17 protein-coding genes and 2 riboswitches are annotated in these 18,415 nt (G+C 48.3%); all 17 genes read left to right on the forward strand.

Features of this window, described 5'->3' with window-relative positions; all coding sequences use genetic code 11:
• Positions 1–7 precede the first annotated feature (7 nt).
• Positions 8–2,215: a DUF4129 domain-containing transglutaminase family protein gene (locus NSQ37_RS08775; RefSeq protein ID WP_341123583.1), complete on the forward strand. Its 2,208-nt coding sequence runs from the start codon at positions 8–10 to the stop codon at positions 2,213–2,215.
• A gap of 163 nt (positions 2,216–2,378) precedes the next feature.
• Positions 2,379–3,920, forward strand: a complete 1,542-nt coding sequence (guaA, locus tag NSQ37_RS08780) for a glutamine-hydrolyzing GMP synthase (RefSeq protein WP_007408887.1) — start codon at positions 2,379–2,381, stop codon at positions 3,918–3,920.
• 104 nt (positions 3,921–4,024) lie between these two features.
• Positions 4,025–4,558 (forward strand): sigma-70 family RNA polymerase sigma factor, encoded by a 534-nt coding sequence (locus NSQ37_RS08785; RefSeq protein WP_033574951.1) that lies wholly within the window; start codon positions 4,025–4,027, stop codon positions 4,556–4,558.
• The gene (locus tag NSQ37_RS08790; protein WP_326365027.1) at positions 4,540–5,979 is read left to right on the forward strand and encodes a DUF4179 domain-containing protein; all 1,440 of its coding nucleotides are present in this window, start codon (positions 4,540–4,542) and stop codon (positions 5,977–5,979) included. Before NSQ37_RS08785 ends, NSQ37_RS08790 begins: the two co-directional genes overlap by 19 nt.
• 123 nt (positions 5,980–6,102) lie before the next feature.
• A riboswitch (purine riboswitch) is annotated at positions 6,103–6,204 on the forward strand.
• Positions 6,205–6,335: 131 nt separating this feature from the next.
• Positions 6,336–7,658, forward strand: a complete 1,323-nt coding sequence (locus tag NSQ37_RS08795; protein WP_007408891.1) for an NCS2 family permease — start codon at positions 6,336–6,338, stop codon at positions 7,656–7,658.
• A 197-nt stretch (positions 7,659–7,855) separates the two neighbouring features.
• Positions 7,856–8,638, forward strand: coding sequence for a hypothetical protein (locus NSQ37_RS08800; protein ID WP_099566467.1), 783 nt, complete (start codon positions 7,856–7,858; stop codon positions 8,636–8,638).
• A 138-nt stretch (positions 8,639–8,776) separates the two neighbouring features.
• Positions 8,777–8,950: a Fur-regulated basic protein FbpA gene (locus NSQ37_RS08805; RefSeq protein WP_003155777.1), complete on the forward strand. Its 174-nt coding sequence runs from the start codon at positions 8,777–8,779 to the stop codon at positions 8,948–8,950.
• A gap of 122 nt (positions 8,951–9,072) precedes the next feature.
• Positions 9,073–9,627, forward strand: a complete 555-nt coding sequence (locus NSQ37_RS08810; RefSeq protein ID WP_025284369.1) for a DUF2179 domain-containing protein — start codon at positions 9,073–9,075, stop codon at positions 9,625–9,627.
• The gene (locus tag NSQ37_RS08815) at positions 9,624–9,821 is read left to right on the forward strand and encodes an NETI motif-containing protein (protein ID WP_007609843.1); all 198 of its coding nucleotides are present in this window, start codon (positions 9,624–9,626) and stop codon (positions 9,819–9,821) included. The genes NSQ37_RS08810 and NSQ37_RS08815 overlap by 4 nt, the downstream gene beginning before the upstream one ends.
• Before the next feature lie 78 nt (positions 9,822–9,899).
• Positions 9,900–10,001: riboswitch (purine riboswitch) on the forward strand.
• A 132-nt stretch (positions 10,002–10,133) separates the two neighbouring features.
• Positions 10,134–10,622: a 5-(carboxyamino)imidazole ribonucleotide mutase gene (purE, locus tag NSQ37_RS08820; protein WP_007609846.1), complete on the forward strand. Its 489-nt coding sequence runs from the start codon at positions 10,134–10,136 to the stop codon at positions 10,620–10,622.
• Complete coding sequence (gene purK, locus NSQ37_RS08825) at positions 10,576–11,757, forward strand: 5-(carboxyamino)imidazole ribonucleotide synthase (RefSeq protein ID WP_051025512.1); 1,182 nt, start codon at positions 10,576–10,578, stop codon at positions 11,755–11,757. The genes purE and purK overlap by 47 nt, the downstream gene beginning before the upstream one ends.
• Positions 11,757–13,049 (forward strand): adenylosuccinate lyase, encoded by a 1,293-nt coding sequence (gene purB / locus NSQ37_RS08830; RefSeq protein WP_016937017.1) that lies wholly within the window; start codon positions 11,757–11,759, stop codon positions 13,047–13,049. The genes purK and purB overlap by 1 nt, the downstream gene beginning before the upstream one ends.
• A 75-nt stretch (positions 13,050–13,124) precedes the next feature.
• The gene (gene purC, locus NSQ37_RS08835) at positions 13,125–13,844 is read left to right on the forward strand and encodes a phosphoribosylaminoimidazolesuccinocarboxamide synthase (protein WP_053104705.1); all 720 of its coding nucleotides are present in this window, start codon (positions 13,125–13,127) and stop codon (positions 13,842–13,844) included.
• Positions 13,844–14,098, forward strand: coding sequence for a phosphoribosylformylglycinamidine synthase subunit PurS (gene purS / locus NSQ37_RS08840; protein ID WP_326221398.1), 255 nt, complete (start codon positions 13,844–13,846; stop codon positions 14,096–14,098). The genes purC and purS overlap by 1 nt, the downstream gene beginning before the upstream one ends.
• The gene (gene purQ, locus NSQ37_RS08845; protein ID WP_007408898.1) at positions 14,095–14,778 is read left to right on the forward strand and encodes a phosphoribosylformylglycinamidine synthase subunit PurQ; all 684 of its coding nucleotides are present in this window, start codon (positions 14,095–14,097) and stop codon (positions 14,776–14,778) included. The genes purS and purQ overlap by 4 nt, the downstream gene beginning before the upstream one ends.
• Entirely contained in the window at positions 14,762–16,990 is a 2,229-nt protein-coding gene (gene purL, locus NSQ37_RS08850; protein ID WP_326221396.1) for a phosphoribosylformylglycinamidine synthase subunit PurL, read from the forward strand. The genes purQ and purL overlap by 17 nt, the downstream gene beginning before the upstream one ends.
• Positions 16,966–18,396: an amidophosphoribosyltransferase gene (gene purF / locus NSQ37_RS08855; protein ID WP_007609856.1), complete on the forward strand. Its 1,431-nt coding sequence runs from the start codon at positions 16,966–16,968 to the stop codon at positions 18,394–18,396. Before purL ends, purF begins: the two co-directional genes overlap by 25 nt.
• The last annotated feature ends 19 nt before the right edge of the window (positions 18,397–18,415 follow it).

An 18,415-nucleotide genomic window follows, 5' to 3' on the forward strand; every position in this document is an offset into this window, starting at 1 on the left:
GCGCGCCATGCCGCATGACGAGAACCAGGGAAGCAGGCTGAGTCTGCTGCTGTTTTATTTTCTCGCTTTTTTATTGTTATGGGAATGGCTCAGGCCGCTGCACAATTTTACAGATACAAAACATACCGGTTTTTTCATCGTTTTTATCGGTTTGGCATTTCTGCTGTCATTCTTCCGGATGAGGTGGTACGTCACCGTGCCGTCCTGCATTCTGTTTACGTTGATCAGTATTTACATCCTGTTTTATAAAGGTTCGGTTTTTCAGCCGGAATGGCTCGTTTCTTTTTTGCGGGACGTCATGCAAAATGCCCGCCACATCGGGACCGGAAGATGGAATGATATGAATCCGTCATTCCGCACATTGCTGTTTTTTGTACTTTTATGGCTGCTCGTGTATTTGCTGCATTACTGGGTGATCTATCAGCGGAAAATATTATTCTTTTTTATCATGACGGTGGCGTATATCACCGTGCTTGATACGTTTACTCCTTATGATGCCGCGTACGCCGTCATCCGGATCGTCTTTATCGGCTTTTTGATGATGGGGCTTTTGTATATGGAGCGCATCCGGCTTACGGAACACATAGCGTTTAAAAAAAGATTGATACTCAAATGGTTTCTGCCGCTGATGCTGTTTATCTGCGCTTCCGTCGTGTTCGGTCTGGCGGCTCCGAAATCAGACCCGAACTGGCCGGACCCCGTGCCGTTTCTTAAAAAAATAACAAACCACAAAGAAGTGCCCGCCGCCGAAAGCAAAATCGGCTACGGCAATCATGATGAAACATTGGGCGGCCCTTTTCAGCAGGATGATACGCCGGTTTTCACATGGAACGGAAAAGAACGGGCGTACTTCCGGGTGGAAACGAAGGATACATACACGGGGAAAGGCTGGGTGGAGACCGATCAGGGCATGTCCTATAAACTGAACGGCGGCAACGTGGAAGATATATGGTTTGACCGGAGTGTGCAGACGAGACGGTATACGGCACAGGTGTCCATTGATGAGAATTATCTCTATAATCACGTCATGTATCCGATCGGCGTCTCCAATATTAAACCGAAGCACTCGATTCAGCTTGAAATGAACGGAAACACCGAGCAAATTACGCCGGTCAGTGAACAAGTGGGCAACATCCGCAATATGGGACGGTACACGGTGACTTTTCAGGCGCCCGTCTTTAAGCTGAATGATCTCCGAAAAGTGAAAGTGAAACGATACCGTGAGCAGAATCAATTCAATGACCGGTATTTACAGGTCCCCGACAGCCTTCCGAAAAGAGTGAGACAGCTTGCGGACAGACTGACGCGGGATCATCATAATATGTTCGATAAAGCGAAGGCGATCGAGGATTATCTCGGATCTTCCGCATTTTCGTATAATACACAGGATGTCGCGGTTCCGGAGCACAATCAGGATTATGTCGATCAATTTCTGTTTGAAACGAAAAGAGGATATTGTGATAACTTTTCATCGGCAATGGCTGTGCTGCTCCGCTCTGCGGGAATCCCCGCCCGTTGGGTGAAGGGCTATACATCCGGCGAATATAAAGGGGCAGGCGACCATAACGGCCACATTTATGAAGTCACAAACAACAACGCCCATTCGTGGGTAGAAGTGTATTTTCCCGATCAGGGCTGGGTGACGTTTGAGCCGACGAAAGGCTTCACCAATCCGACGGAGTTTACGTCAGAGCAAAATCATACCGCGGCAAAAGACAGCGGAGGCTCAGCGGGAAATTCGGATGAACCGTCTGACAAGCAGCGTCAGGAAACAAAGCCGGAAAAAGAGGAAACACCGAAAAAGCGGGATCACAGCGCGGCACCGCAGCCTGTGATCCGCAACAAAACCGCGGCACAGCTATGGTCGTATGCAGCCATCGTCATCGTGATTTCAGCCGCGGCGGCACTCGCCTGGCTGCTCCGGGCGCGCTGGATTCCGCACGTTACAGCAGCCAGATTGAAGCGGCGTACGGATGAAGACGTCTTTTTCGACGCATATGCCGCGCTGCTCCGCCAGCTGAAACGAAAAGGATTCAGCAGGGGAGACGGAGAAACACTGCGCGATTTTGCTGCGAGGATTGACGAGGCGCACCATACAAACGACATGTCCGAGCTGACGCTACGCTATGAGCGGGCCTTATACCGCAGGGATAATGCCGCGGAGCTTTGGAATGAATCGGGACAGTTGTGGGAAAATATAATTAAAACAAGATAGTCTTGACCGCATATCGTCCTGTTGTTAGAATAAATGAATGTTAAATGGGAGCCCGGGAGCGTTAAAAAGCCGGGCTTCCGTACAAGTCTTGCGCGACAGAGGGCTGAACGTTTGTCCTCCGTTTTTTCTGTGTCAAAAACTTAGAGGAGATTAGGTGACAACCATGACGAAGTTAGTGAATGAAATGATTCTTGTTCTTGATTTCGGCAGTCAGTATAACCAGCTGATTACCCGCCGGATCCGTGAATTTGGCGTATATAGCGAGCTGCACCCCCATACGTTGACAGCTGAGGAAATCAAAGAAATGAATCCAAAAGGAATTATCCTTTCAGGCGGACCGAACAGTGTATATGATGAAGGATCTTTCCGCTGTGATGAAAAAATCTTTGAACTCGATATTCCTGTATTGGGCATCTGCTACGGCATGCAGCTGATGACTCATTACCTCGGAGGGAAAGTCGAGGCGGCAAGCCAGCGCGAATACGGAAAAGCGAACATTCAGATTCAAGGAACTCCTGACTTGTTCAAAGATCTTCCGGAAGAACAGGTTGTGTGGATGAGCCACGGCGATTTGGTTGTAGAAGTTCCTGAAGGCTTCACTGTTGACGCAACAAGCCATCACTGCCCGAATTCAGCGATGAGCAAAGCGGACAAGAATTGGTACGGCGTTCAGTTCCACCCGGAAGTGCGCCACTCTGAATACGGCAATGATCTTCTGAAAAACTTTGTATTCGGCGTTTGCGATTGTGAAGGCAAATGGTCAATGGAAAACTTTATCGAAATCGAAATGCAAAAAATCCGTGAAACAGTCGGAGACAAGCAGGTTCTATGCGCGCTAAGCGGCGGTGTTGATTCCTCTGTTGTGGCTGCTTTAATTCATAAAGCGATCGGCGACCAGCTGACTTGTATTTTCGTCGATCACGGCCTGCTTCGTAAAGGCGAAGCTGAAGGCGTCATGAAAACGTTCAGCGAAGGCTTTAATATGAATGTCATTAAAGTTGATGCGAAAGACAGATTCTTAAACAAGCTGAAAGGTGTTTCTGATCCTGAGCAAAAACGCAAAATCATCGGTAACGAATTCATTTACGTGTTTGATGATGAAGCGGACAAGCTGAAAGGCATCGATTACCTTGCGCAAGGAACGCTTTACACGGATATTATCGAGAGCGGTACTGCAACGGCCCAAACGATCAAATCGCATCACAATGTCGGCGGACTTCCTGAAGATATGCAGTTTGAACTGATCGAGCCGCTGAACACCCTTTTCAAAGACGAAGTGCGCGCGCTCGGCACAGAGCTCGGCCTTCCGGATGATATCGTATGGCGTCAGCCGTTCCCGGGCCCTGGACTTGGCATCCGCGTACTCGGCGAAGTAACGGAAGAAAAACTTGAGATCGTTCGTGAATCAGACGCGATTCTGCGTGAAGAAGTGGCGAACCACGGCCTTGAGCGCGACATCTGGCAGTACTTCACGGTTCTTCCTGACATCCGCAGCGTCGGCGTCATGGGAGATGCGAGAACGTATGATTACACAATCGGTATCCGTGCCGTAACATCAATTGACGGCATGACATCTGACTGGGCGCGTATCCCTTGGGATGTGCTTGAAGTGATTTCGACACGGATCGTCAACGAAGTGAAACACATCAACCGCGTCGTGTATGACATTACGAGCAAGCCACCTGCAACGATTGAGTGGGAATAAATCAAGATAAAAAAACGTCTCTTTTTAAAAAAGAGGCGTTTTTTTTCATCTTTTTGAAACCGTTTTGCCCTGATTCATATCTAACAGCATAGGAGGTGGATAAGGTGAAGGAAGAACGATTGATCAAAAAGGCGAAAAAAGGTGATGCCGCAGCCTTTGAAAAACTGATCACAGCTCATCAGGAGACTTTATATAAAACAGCTTATCTCTATTTGCATCACAAGGAAGATACGCTGGACGCAGTGCAGGAAACGGTTTACAAGGCTTTTCTGCATATCGCGCAGCTGAAGGAGCCGAAATATTTTAAAACGTGGCTGATCCGGATTTTGCTTCATACGATTTTTGCGATGAGGAAAAAGCACGGAGACGTCATTCCGTTTGAGCCGCAACACGATACGCGCGCGGAGAATAAGAACATTGAAGAATACATAGATCTTCGGAATGCCCTGGAAACCCTTGACGAACATATACAGCTGACCATTCAGCTTTATTATTTTCAAGATTTCTCGATTGCTATGATCGCTGAACAGACCGGTATGGCGGAAGGCACTGTAAAAACGCATCTCCACAGGGCGAGAAAAGCATTGAAGCAGGAGCTGGAAAAGGAGGATAAACATATATGGAAAAGCATCAAATGAAGCAATTGTATCAGGACATTGACGTGCCGAAAGATGAATTGAAAAACGTGATACACAGCGCCGTTGTCCGTGCCGGAAAAGAAGGCGCCGTCAGACGGAGATGGGGACGAAAAGTGATAAACGGACTCGCGGTTGCTGCTGCTTTGTTTATTCTGTATCTGTCCTCAGGCTTATTCATGCCCTCCGTTAACACGGCTATGGGAAACATCCCTGTTGCCGGGCAGATTTACAGGGTATTTCAGGATAAGGCAGGTTCTGCGCTGTTTAAAAGCAATTTGGTGACAAAACTGAACGAGAAAGCGGAATCGCGCGGAATCACGGTGACAGTGAAAAGTGTGTATTACGACAGCGGACAGCTCGTTTACAATTTTACCGTTGACAATTTGAAATCTGATGAGGAGGATATTCCTTTTGAAGTAGATTATAAAGACAGCCGGAATATATTATCTTTGGATTATGACAGTCAGGGCATGAAAAAAGTGAAAGACGGGCAGTACGGGGGGCAGCTTCGCTTTTTTGCGGACGGCCCAAAGATGAAAGACGGTGATAAGCTTCCGCTTGTCATTACACAAATCAAGGATATTCCCGGAAACTGGCGCTTTACACTCCCGATTAAAAAACAAAAGTCCGTTTCTCTTGAAGGAACGAAAGCTGTGAATGTAAACGGGTTATACCGCTTTTTCGATATCCGGGCGGAAAACGGAACGACGGGATCGGCTCTCCTGTATTCAGTCGACTTTCAAAATGCAGCTAAAAATGATGCCATCTCGATTGACGAAGCAACGGATGATGCAGGAAACCATTATGAAATGACGTTAGCGGCTATTGAACTTGGCAACAGGAAGAACCTTCCCGGCGGCGGGAAAAGAATACGCGGCCAAACTCAATTCAGCAAACCGATAGACCCGAAAGCGAAAACACTTTTCATAACGGGCGATGTAAAATCAGAATCAGAGCCTGGAGAAATCGTCCCTCTGAAAACAAAACTGCCCGTCAGTTATAAAACGAAACATCATCATGTCGGCATCACCGTCAAAAAGATCAAACAGCAAGGCAGACGGGTGATCGTCGATTATCAATTCACAGGAATTAATTACAGCAAAGCGGATAAAGATCAGTTGATGAATGTCGGTGAGTCAATCGGTCTCGGCAATACGAAAAAAATGAAAACCTGGCCATCGCTTAATGAGTATGAAAAAGGCTATTATCTGAAAGGGAATAAGGCGAAAGTCACGAACCTTAAAACGGGTGAAATGGAATCCGTTTTTGAATTAGATGATTCGTCCGATAAAGACTATTCGTTGTGCGATTTCTCATTCGATTCATATGCTTTGTACGTCAATCAAACGGCTATGAACTTGCTGGCGGATGATAAGGGGATCACATTCGCGGTGCCGGTCCGGCCTGCGGACGGAAAATGATGTCTGGAAGGCGGGTTTTGCCGTCTTCCATTTTTGGTCAATTAACGAATAAACCAAATTTTTTTAACGGGATTGTTCGTTTTTTTTATTGAGTTTTCAAAATTGAATTGATACAATAGACTCAGAAATCAAATATGCAGATATCGTATAATGGCGGGGATATGGCCCGCAAGTTTCTACCAAGCTACCGTAAATGGCTTGACTACGGATCAATCTCAATCGTTTGATATAAATAATCCATTCTTATTTATTCAGACTGAACGTATGTAGTCAAGCGTCCCAAATGTATTTGGGGCGTTTTTTATTTGGCGGATAACGGGCAGAATAAATGGGAGAGAATGAAGGAGGCAATTGGCTTGAAGCAATTTTTTCAGTTTGATGAGCTGGGGACAAGCTATCGTAATGAAATCATCGGCGGTTTAACGACCTTTTTGTCAATGGCGTACATTCTGTTCGTCAATCCGCTGACATTGTCTTTAAACGGTGTGAAAGGATTTCCCGAAGCATTAAAAATTGATCAGGGCGCGGTGTTCACCGCTACAGCCTTGGCGTCTGCGGCCGGCTGTATTTTAATGGGGCTCATTGCAAAGTATCCGATCGCGATTGCGCCGGGTATGGGATTAAATGCGTTTTTTGCTTTCTCTGTCGTACTCGGCATGGGGATTTCATGGCAGGCTGCGCTTTCCGGCGTCTTGATTTCCGGAATTATCTTCGTGGCGCTTTCGCTGACGGGACTGCGGGAAAAAATCATTAATGCGATTCCGCCTGAGCTGAAATTGGCGGTCGGCGCGGGTATCGGTTTGTTTATCACATTTGTCGGTTTGCAGGGTTCGGGCATTATTGAAGCGAACTCATCGACTTTGGTGTCTATCGGCAATATTCACAGCGGCCCTGTGCTGCTGACGGTTTTCGGTGTTATTGTGACGGTCATTCTGATGGTGCTTCGCGTAAACGGCGGCGTATTTATCGGAATGCTTCTGACGGCGGTTGCCGGCATGGTCTGCGGACTGATTCCGGTTCCGACGCACATTGTCGGCAGCGTGCCGAGTCTTGCGCCGACTTTCGGACAGGCGTGGATGCATCTTCCGGATATCTTCTCCGTCCAAATGCTGATTGTCATTTTAACGTTCCTGTTCGTCGGGTTTTTCGATACGGCCGGAACGCTGGTGGCTGTAGCGACACAGGCCGGGCTGATGAAGGAAAACAAACTTCCGCGTGCGGGAAGAGCGCTTCTGGCGGATTCAACATCAATCGTTATCGGAGCCGTACTCGGTACGTCCACAACGACTTCTTATGTTGAATCTAGCTCAGGCGTTGCGGCGGGGGCGCGCTCCGGCTTCGCGGCTGTTGTGACGGGCATTCTCTTTTTGCTGGCGATGTTTTTCTCGCCGCTTCTGTCAGTTGTCACCACGAATGTGACGGCTCCGGCTTTAATTATTGTCGGCGCGCTGATGGTGGCGCCGCTCGGGAAGATCGCCTGGGATAAATTCGAGGTGGCTGTGCCGGCATTCTTAACGATGATTATGATGCCGCTGACGTACAGCATTGCGACGGGGATTGCGATCGGTTTTATATTCTACCCGATTACAATGATCTGCAAAGGAAAAGGAAAAAGCGTTCACCCGATTATGTACGGGCTGTTCGTCATCTTTATCCTGTATTTCATCTTCTTGAAATAACGGAAAAACCGGCTGAGTTAAGCCGGTTTTTTGTTTTTGTCCTATTCCGTAAAACCAATACATACTATAAAACGTCATGTGGGTGTCCGGGTGAAGAAAACCGCTTGACTGTTTAAGGACGCTTCGGTACCTTATATAAGTGTTTTATTTTCTTGTTTAACAAATTCCGCCGTATTTTTTTGATAGGAGTTGCTGACATGACGGAAGAAAGAAAAGAAACGTTGGAAGAAGAAAAACAGCATCAGGGGACTGATGAAGAACCGCTGTCGAGAATGTCCAGAAATGCGGGACGTTATCAAAAGCAAAAGAAAAAAGATAAGGAACGGCGCCCGGCTCCGGCTTTTACGGAAAAACTCGCTTCTGCATGGGCCGCGGTCAAACGTTATTGCCGTTTCGCGCTGCGCATTTTGACATCACCGGTGAAGGTCGTTGGGGAAGACGGCTTTTCCCGCTTTAAATATGCTCTTATTTCAATGCTTGTATTCAGTATCTTTTTCTCAATCGGAAATTGGTTTCAGCTGAGGGCTAGCCAGCAAAGGCCTCTCGGATACGGGGAGCGGCATCATACGTTTTTTGACGGCTTTACCGTCGTTCTCGTGTATACGCTCGTCTTTTTTGCCGCTGCGGCGGGCGCGGTCTGGCTTGTATCACGCTATATGATGAAACAGAAAATTACGATGCGGGATGCGGCCGCGGGGGTCGGATCGCTTTTGGTTCCGGCTGTCGCCAGCTCTATCGTGTGGATGATTTTCGCGATATTGAATCTGCCGGTCATCACCGTGGTGTTTACAGCGCTGACCTTGTTTCTGGCCGCCTCGGCGATGGTGCAGTTTGTGCAGATTCTATACAAATCGGCTGAAAAGCCTGCGGCTGACGTGATGTACTGTATTTCCGCGGCGGTTATCATCATGCTCATTTTTACGGCTGTGACATGGCCGCTTATTTCAGAGTACTTTACTGCTTCGCTGATCCCTTTATAAGTCGAAATTTGTCTTTCACAATGTTTACAAATTTTTCTAATAAAGCGTGTTGTTTTGAGGACCCGGCCGAGATATGATGAGAGCAACAGCAATTCGAAAGCGGCACTACTCTTTATGATTCGGAAAGGGATGATGAAGATGGCCCCGTTGTTGCGAGAAGCCATTAATCGGAAAAAACAGCACCTGAGGACAAAACTGATCCGCTCAGGGTTTTATCAAGACCATGTTCAGGAACTGTCCGGATACACGCTGAGTGAACTTGAGAAGGAATATGAAGCCGTCAAACGATTGAAAAAAGCCGAGCTTCACTGATAAGAGCTTGAAAGTCTGCCTTGCGGGGCGGGCTTTTTTTTCTTTTGAAAATGATGAAAAGAGGGTAAACTATCCTTAATTGAAGGATTGATGCTTTTCAAAGTATCAGAGGAGGGGAATCAGTGATGCAGACGATTTTATCCAACAGTATAGGTATGGTTCTCATTATTCTCATCATTAACATTATATATGTCTCTTTCTTTACGATCAGGATGATTCTGACATTAAAGGGACAGCGCTATTTCGCCGCAGGCATCAGTACGATTGAAATCCTTGTGTATGTAACCGGCCTGAGTCTCGTGCTCGGCAATCTGAATCAAATTCAAAACGTCATTGCCTATGCGCTCGGCTACGGCATCGGTGTTATAGTGGGAATGAAAATTGAGGAAAAACTGGCGCTCGGCTATATTACAGTCAACGTCATTACGAAGGAGCTTGATCTGGACCTGCCGAAACAGCTCCGGGAAAAAGGATACGGGGTTACAAGCTGGGTTGCGGGCGGACTTGAAGGAGACCGGACCGCCATGCAGATTCTGACGCCGCGCAAATATGAGCTTCAGCTTTATGATACGATTAAAACACTTGATGAAAAAGCGTTTATCATCGCCTTTGAGCCGAAAACGATCCACGGCGGATTCTGGGTGAAAGCAGTGAAGAAGAGGAGAATTAAGGAATGACAAAGCCAAAAAAGAAACGGTTTGAAGTAACGGAAGATGAAACGATTGACACCATTCTCACTTTAATGAAGGAAGAGGGCTATATGCCCGTCCGGCGGATGGAAGAGCCGATCTTTACAGAAAAGAAAGAAAATGGATCAATTCAAGTCGTTCCTTGCGGGAAAAAAATCGTATTTGAAGGGAAATTGATCTAAACACGAACATTAAAAGAAAGAATTTTTATATCGTTCGATAATGTCGTTGACATTATCCAAGTCCGTTGTTAAGATAAACATGAAATCAAAACACGACCTCATATAATCTTGGGAATATGGCCCATAAGTTTCTACCCGGCTGCCGTAAACGGCCGGACTATGCAGGAAAGTGATAAACAGCTGACATGGATATCGCAGAAGCGAACGACTGACGATACGCGCGCCATGCCCGGTTTGTATTGCTTCCTCATAGTTGCAATATAAGCCGGGCTTTTTTTTCTGAAAAACAAAGCATGAGAAGGTGGGAACAGAATGCAGCCGCTAGCAGGAATCATCATGGGAAGCACCTCCGATTGGGAGACAATGAAACATGCATGCGACATACTTGACGAACTTCACATTCCTTATGAAAAACAGGTGGTATCCGCGCACCGGACGCCTGATTTGATGTTTGAATATGCAGAAAGCGCCAGAGACAGGGGCTTAAAAGTCATTATTGCCGGAGCCGGAGGAGCGGCGCATCTGCCGGGAATGACGGCGGCCAAAACGACGCTGCCGGTGATCGGCGTACCGGTTCAGACAAAATCGCTTAACGGGCTTGATTCTCTTCTGTCTATCGTGCAGATGCCCGGCGGCGTGCCGGTCGCGACGACTGCGATTGGGAAAGCGGGCGCAGTGAACGCGGGTCTGTTAGCCGCGCAAATTTTGTCGGCATTTGACGATGACATTGCGGATAAACTAGAGGCGAGAAGAAATGCGACAAAACAAACTGTGCTGGAAAGCAGTGATCAGCTTGTCTGATAAAAAAACGATTTACCCCGGCGCCGTCATCGGCATTATCGGAGGCGGACAGCTCGGAAAAATGATGGCTGTCGCCGCAAAACAAATGGGCTATAAAGTCGCTGTCGTCGATCCCGTGAAAGACTCGCCATGCGGACAGATCGCCGATATTGAGATTACCGCCCAGTACAATGACCGTGAAGCGATTCAAAAATTGGCCGGAGTCAGTGACATCATTACCTACGAATTTGAAAATATCGATTACGAGGCGCTCAACTGGCTCAAAGAACATGCATATCTTCCCCAGGGAAGCGAGCTGCTGCTCATCACCCAAAACAGGGAAACGGAAAAAAAGGCGATCCAGTCAGCAGGCTGTCAAGTCGCGCCTTATCGGATCGTAAACAGCGGACGGGAGCTTGAGGAAGCCGTTCAGGCACTGGGGCTCCCGGCGGTGCTGAAAACATGCCGCGGCGGATATGACGGCAAAGGCCAATTTGTCATTAAGGAAGAAGGACAGACAGATGAAGCGGCTGCGCTGTTAGAAAACGGCACGTGCATACTTGAAAGCTGGGTATCGTTCCGGATGGAGCTTTCCGTTATCGTGACGAGATCGGTACACGGTGAGATTTCAACCTTTCCGGCTGCTGAAAATATCCACAAAAATAATATTCTGTTCCAAAGCATCGTGCCCGCGAGAGCGGAGGAAACGGTTCAGAAGCGGGCAGAGGCGCTTGCCGTTCAGCTCGCGGAGAAATTGGAACTTGTCGGGCCGCTTGCGGTGGAAATGTTCGTCACGGAAGACGGAGACCTTTTGATTAATGAACTGGCGCCGCGTCCTCACAACTCCGGGCATTATACGCTCGACCTTTGTGAAACGAGCCAATTCGAACAGCACATCAGAGCGGTCTGCGGACTTCCTCTCGGCAGAACCGATCTTCTCAAACCGGGAATGATGGTGAATCTGCTCGGTGATGAAGTGAAGCTTGCGGAGGAGCATACGGAGCTTTTAAAGGAAGCCAAACTATACCTGTACGGAAAACATGAGATTAAAAAAGGCCGCAAAATGGGGCATATGACATTTTTACGGAAGCCTGATGAAACATGGATTCAGGACATCACGAACATATGGATGAAAAGAGACGGAGGACGAGCATAATGATCGAACGTTATTCAAGACCTGAAATGTCCGCGATCTGGACGGACGAAAACAGATACCAGGCATGGCTGGAAGTCGAGATTTTAGCCTGTGAAGCCTGGGCTGAGCTTGGCGTCATTCCGAAAGAAGACGTCAAAGTCATGCGCGAAAACGCGTCTTTCGACATCAACCGCATTTTGGAAATCGAGCAGGATACGCGCCATGACGTCGTTGCATTCACCCGCGCGGTTTCAGAATCATTAGGCGAAGAAAGAAAATGGGTTCACTACGGCCTGACGTCAACAGATGTCGTGGATACCGCTCTTTCCTATCTATTAAAACAGGCGAATGAGATCTTGCTCAAGGACATTGAGAGATTTGTTGACATTATAAAAGAAAAAGCGAAAGAACATAAATACACGGTCATGATGGGCCGCACGCACGGCGTACACGCGGAACCGACGACATTCGGCCTGAAACTCGCGCTTTGGCACGAAGAAATGAAACGCAACCTTGAACGTTTCAAGCAGGCAAAAGAAGGGATCGAAGTCGGGAAGCTTTCCGGCGCGGTCGGCACATATGCAAATATTGATCCGTTCGTAGAACAGTATGTCTGTGAAAAACTCGGCCTGAAAGCGGCGCCGATTTCCACTCAGACATTACAGCGCGACCGTCATGCGGATTACATGGCGGCACTGGCTTTGATCGCGACGAGCATTGAAAAATTCGCAGTGGAAATCCGCGGTCTGCAAAAGAGTGAAACTCGTGAAGTGGAAGAGTTTTTTGCAAAAGGACAAAAAGGTTCATCGGCTATGCCTCATAAACGGAATCCGATCGGGTCGGAAAATATGACGGGCATGGCGCGCGTGATCCGCGGGTACATGCTGACGGCATACGAAAATGTACCGTTATGGCATGAGCGTGATATTTCTCATTCATCAGCTGAGCGCATCATTCTTCCTGACGCGACAATCGCGCTGAATTACATGCTGAACCGATTCAGCAATATCGTCAAAAACTTAACGGTATTCCCGGAAAATATGAAACGCAACATGGACCGCACACTCGGTTTGATCTATTCTCAACGCGTGCTGCTTGCTTTAATCGACACGGGTCTGCCTCGTGAAGAAGCATATGACACGGTTCAGCCGAAAGCGATGGAAGCATGGGAAAAACAAGTGCCGTTCCGTGAGCTTGTGGAAGCGGAGGAAAAAATCACGTCCCGTCTCACACCGGAACAGATTGCCGATTGCTTTGACTACAATTATCATTTGAAAAACGTCGACTTGATCTTTGAGCGTTTAGGTTTATAGAAGAAGCCAGCCGGAGGCGGCTTCTTCAGCCGCCATAGATTGAATATTCCCAACATTCGGGTTAGGAGGCCTTCCGTGAATATTGTGAACAATAATCTTCTTTATGAAGGAAAAGCGAAACGGATTTATCAAACTGAAGACGAACAGATTCTCCGCGTGGTCTACAAGGATTCCGCAACAGCCTTTAACGGTGAGAAAAAAGCGGAGATCAGCGGAAAGGGCCGTCTGAACAATGAAATTTCAAGCCTGATTTTCAAACATCTGCACGCCAAAGGAATTGACAACCACTTTGTGGAGCGTGTTTCAGAATCAGAGCAGCTTATCAAAAAAGTGAGCATCATTCCCCTTGAAGTCGTGGTCAGAAACGTTGCCGCCGGAAGCATGTCGAAACGTCTCGGCATCCCGGAAGGAACTGAGCTTCCGCAGCCGATTATCGAATTTTACTATAAAGATGACGCACTCGGCGATCCGCTCATCACAGAAGATCATATCTGGCTTTTAAAAGCGGCGGCTCCTGAGCAGGTGGAAACGATCAAATCAATTACAAAACAGGTGAATCAAGAGCTGCAGCATATTTTTGAAGACTGCGGCGTCAGATTAATAGATTTTAAGCTGGAATTCGGCTTAGACGCAGAGGGACGGGTGCTTTTAGCGGATGAAATTTCTCCTGACACGTGCCGTCTGTGGGACAAAGACACAAACGAAAAGCTCGATAAAGATTTGTTCAGACGGAACCTGGGAAGCTTAACCGACGCATATGAAGAGATTTTCAAAAGACTGGGAGGCATTTCATAATGTATAAAGTGAAAGTTTATGTCAGCTTAAAAGAAAGTGTGCTCGATCCTCAAGGAAGCGCGGTGCAGCATGCATTGCACAGCATGACCTACAATGAAGTGCAGGATGTGCGCATCGGAAAATATATGGAGCTGACGATTGAAAAATCTGACCGCGATCTTGACGCGCTCGTGAAAGAAATGTGTGAAAAGCTCCTTGCCAATACAGTCATTGAAGACTACCGATATGAATTTGAGGAGGTTGTCGCACAGTGAAATTTGCGGTGATTGTGTTACCCGGCTCCAACTGTGATATTGATATGTTCCACGCCGTAAAGGACGAACTCGGCGAAGAAGTCGAGTATGTCTGGCACGAGGAAACAAGCCTTGACGGATTTGACGGCGTGCTCATCCCCGGCGGGTTTTCATACGGCGATTACTTGAGATGCGGCGCCATCGCCAGATTCGCAAACATCATGCCGGCTGTGAAAAAAGCGGCTGCCGAAGGAAAACCGGTTCTCGGCGTCTGCAACGGATTCCAGATTCTGCAGGAGCTCGGACTTTTGCCCGGCGCGATGAGACGCAACAAAGACTTAAAGTTCATCTGCCGCCCGGTTGAATTAATCGTGCAGAACGGCGGCACGTTATTCACATCTTCCTATGAAAAAGGACAATCGATTACGATTCCGGTTGCTCACGGCGAAGGCAATTTCTACTGTGATGACGAAACGCTTGAAAGATTAAAAGAAAACAATCAAATCGCCTTCACATACGGCGGCGATATTAACGGAAGCGTCAGCGGCATTGCCGGCGTCGTGAATGAGAAAGGCAACGTATTAGGCATGATGCCTCACCCAGAGCGCGCAGTCGATGAACTGCTCGGCAGCGCAGACGGTCTTACATTGTTCCGGTCTATCGTGAAAAATTGGAGGGAAACTCATGTCGCTACTGCTTGAACCAAGTAAAGAACAAATAAAAGAAGAGAAACTCTATCAGCAAATGGGTGTCAGTGATGACGAGTTCGCACTCATTGAATCTATTATCGGAAGATTGCCGAACTACACTGAAATCGGGATTTTTTCCGTGATGTGGTCAGAGCACTGCAGCTATAAAAACTCAAAACCGGTTTTACGCAAATTCCCGACAAGCGGCGAACGCGTGCTGCAGGGTCCCGGAGAAGGCGCGGGAATCGTTGACATCGGTGACAATCAGGCGGTCGTGTTCAAAATTGAATCTCATAACCATCCGTCAGCGATTGAGCCATACCAAGGTGCTGCGACGGGAGTGGGCGGCATCATCCGTGACGTTTTCTCAATGGGCGCCCGTCCGATAGCTGTATTAAACTCTCTTCGATTTGGTGAGCTCACTTCACCTCGTGTGAAGTACTTGTTTGAAGAAGTAGTGGCGGGAATCGCGGGATACGGAAACTGTATCGGAATTCCGACGGTCGGCGGAGAAGTGCAGTTTGACGCAAGCTATGAGGGCAATCCGCTTGTCAATGCAATGTGCGTCGGCTTAATTGATCATAAAGATATTAAAAAAGGCCAGGCGAAAGGTGTCGGCAACACGGTCATGTACGTCGGCGCTAAAACGGGCCGCGACGGCATACACGGCGCTACTTTCGCATCAGAAGAAATGTCAGATTCATCTGAAGAAAAACGTTCCGCGGTGCAGGTCGGCGATCCTTTCATGGAAAAACTTCTCCTGGAAGCATGCCTTGAAGTCATCCAATGCGACGCCTTAGTCGGCATTCAGGATATGGGGGCGGCCGGTCTGACAAGTTCGAGTGCTGAAATGGCAAGCAAAGCCGGCTCAGGCATTGAAATGAACCTTGATCTCATTCCGCAGCGGGAAACAGGTATGACCGCTTACGAAATGATGCTTTCCGAGTCTCAGGAACGCATGCTTCTCGTCATTGAACGCGGACGTGAACAGGAAATTGTCGATATTTTTGATAAATATGATCTTGAAGCGGTTTCCGTAGGTCATGTTACGGATGATAAAATGCTCCGCCTCCGCCATAACGGAGAGGTTGTTTGCGAGCTTCCGGTCGACGCGCTGGCGGAAGAAGCGCCTGTATACCACAAGTCGTCAGCAGAACCCGCGTACTACCGCGAGTTTCAGGAAACGGAAGTTCCCGCGCCTGAAGTAAAAGATGCGACAGAGACGCTTTTTGCCCTGCTGCAGCAGCCGACAATCGCCAGCAAAGAGTGGGTGTACGATCAATATGACTACATGGTGCGCACAAATACGGTGGTCGCTCCGGGCTCTGACGCGGGAGTGCTCAGAATCCGCGGCACGAAAAAAGCGCTGGCGATGACGACGGATTGCAACGCCCGTTATTTATATCTTGATCCAGAAGAAGGCGGGAAAATCGCAGTTGCCGAAGCAGCGCGCAACATCGTATGCTCCGGCGCCGAACCGCTTGCGGTCACGGATAATCTGAATTTCGGAAACCCGGAAAAACCTGAAATTTTCTGGCAGATCGAAAAAGCGGCCGACGGCATCAGCGAGGCGTGCAATGTTCTCAGCACTCCCGTCATCGGCGGTAACGTATCACTTTATAATGAATCGAACGGAACGGCGATCTACCCGACGCCTGTTATCGGCATGGTCGGCTTAATTGAAGATACCGCTCATATTACGACACAGCATTTCAAACAAGCGGGGGATCTTGTATACGTGATCGGCGAAACAAAACCTGAGTTTGCCGGAAGCGAACTGCAAAAAATGACAGAAGGCCGCATTTACGGCAAAGCGCCGCAAATCGACCTTGATATAGAGCTGTCACGTCAAAAAGCATTGCTTGACGCGATTAAAAAAGGCCTCGTTCAATCCGCTCATGATGTGTCTGAAGGCGGCTTAGGCGTAGCGGTTGCAGAAAGTGTCATGACGACGGAAAACCTTGGCGCCAACGTGACTGTAGAAGGGGAAGCGGCGTTATTATTCTCTGAATCTCAATCCCGCTTCGTCGTTTCGGTGAAAAAAGAACACCAAGCGGCGTTTGAAGCGGCTGCGGCTGATGCGGTTCATATCGGCGAGGTAACGGCTGACGGACTTCTGGCGATTCAAAACCAGGACGGACAACAATTGGTTCACGCGCAAACGAAAGAACTTGAGCGCGCGTGGAAAGGAGCTATTCCATGCTTGCTGAAATCAAAGGCCTGAATGAAGAATGCGGTGTGTTTGGCATCTGGGGACATGAAGAAGCTCCGCAGATCACATATTACGGCCTGCACAGCCTCCAGCACAGAGGACAGGAAGGCGCGGGAATTGTCGCAACTGACGGTGAAAAACTGACGGCGCATAAAGGACAGGGGCTTATTACCGAGGTTTTTCAAAACGGCGAACTGAGCAAAGTGAAGGGAAAAGGCGCGATCGGGCACGTTCGTTATGCGACGGCAGGCGGAGGCGGATATGAAAATGTTCAGCCGCTCCTGTTCCGTTCACAAAACAACGGCAGCCTCGCGCTCGCCCATAACGGCAACTTGGTCAACGCCACACAGTTGAAGCAGCAGCTTGAAAACCAAGGGAGCATCTTTCAGACTTCCTCCGATACGGAAGTGCTGGCTCATCTGATTAAACGCAGCGGACACTTTTCGCTGAAGGATCAAATCAAAAATTCACTATCTATGCTGAAAGGCGCTTATGCCTTTTTAATCATGACTGAAACAGAAATGATCGTAGCGCTTGACCCGAACGGACTCAGACCGCTGTCAATCGGCATGATGGGTGATGCTTACGTCGTCGCTTCAGAAACGTGCGCATTCGATGTGGTCGGTGCGACATACCTTCGCGAGGTAGAGCCGGGCGAAATGCTGATCATCAATGATGAAGGCATGAAATCAGAGCGTTTCTCCATGAATATCAACCGTTCCATCTGCAGCATGGAGTACATTTATTTCTCAAGACCTGACAGCAATATCGACGGCATTAACGTGCACAGCGCCCGGAAAAACCTCGGAAAAATGCTTGCCCAGGAGTCCGCGGTTGAAGCGGATGTCGTCACAGGCGTGCCGGATTCCAGTATTTCTGCAGCCATCGGCTATGCCGAGGCAACGGGCATCCCGTACGAACTCGGTCTCATTAAAAATCGTTATGTCGGCAGAACGTTTATCCAGCCGTCACAGGCTCTCCGTGAGCAAGGTGTCAGAATGAAGCTGTCCGCCGTCCGCGGTGTTGTTGAAGGAAAACGGGTCGTCATGGTTGATGATTCCATCGTGCGCGGGACGACAAGCCGCCGGATTGTCACGATGCTCAGAGAAGCGGGTGCGACAGAGGTGCATGTGAAAATTAGTTCACCGCCGATCGCTCATCCGTGCTTCTACGGCATCGACACATCAACCCATGAGGAGCTGATCGCTTCTTCTCATTCCGTGGAAGAAATCCGCCAGATCATCGGTGCTGACACGCTTTCTTTCTTAAGTGTAGACGGATTGTTAAAAGGAGTCGGCCGAAAATTTGAAGACACCAATTGCGGACAATGCCTCGCTTGTTTTACGGGCAAATATCCGACGGAAATTTATCAGGATACAGTGCTTCCTCACGTAAAAGAAGCGGTGCTGACAAAATAAAATGTGAAAATGACATAAA

This window comes from Bacillus sp. FSL P4-0334 (genome assembly GCF_038004825.1).
GTDB classification, from domain to species: Bacteria; Bacillota; Bacilli; order Bacillales; family Bacillaceae; genus Bacillus; species Bacillus velezensis.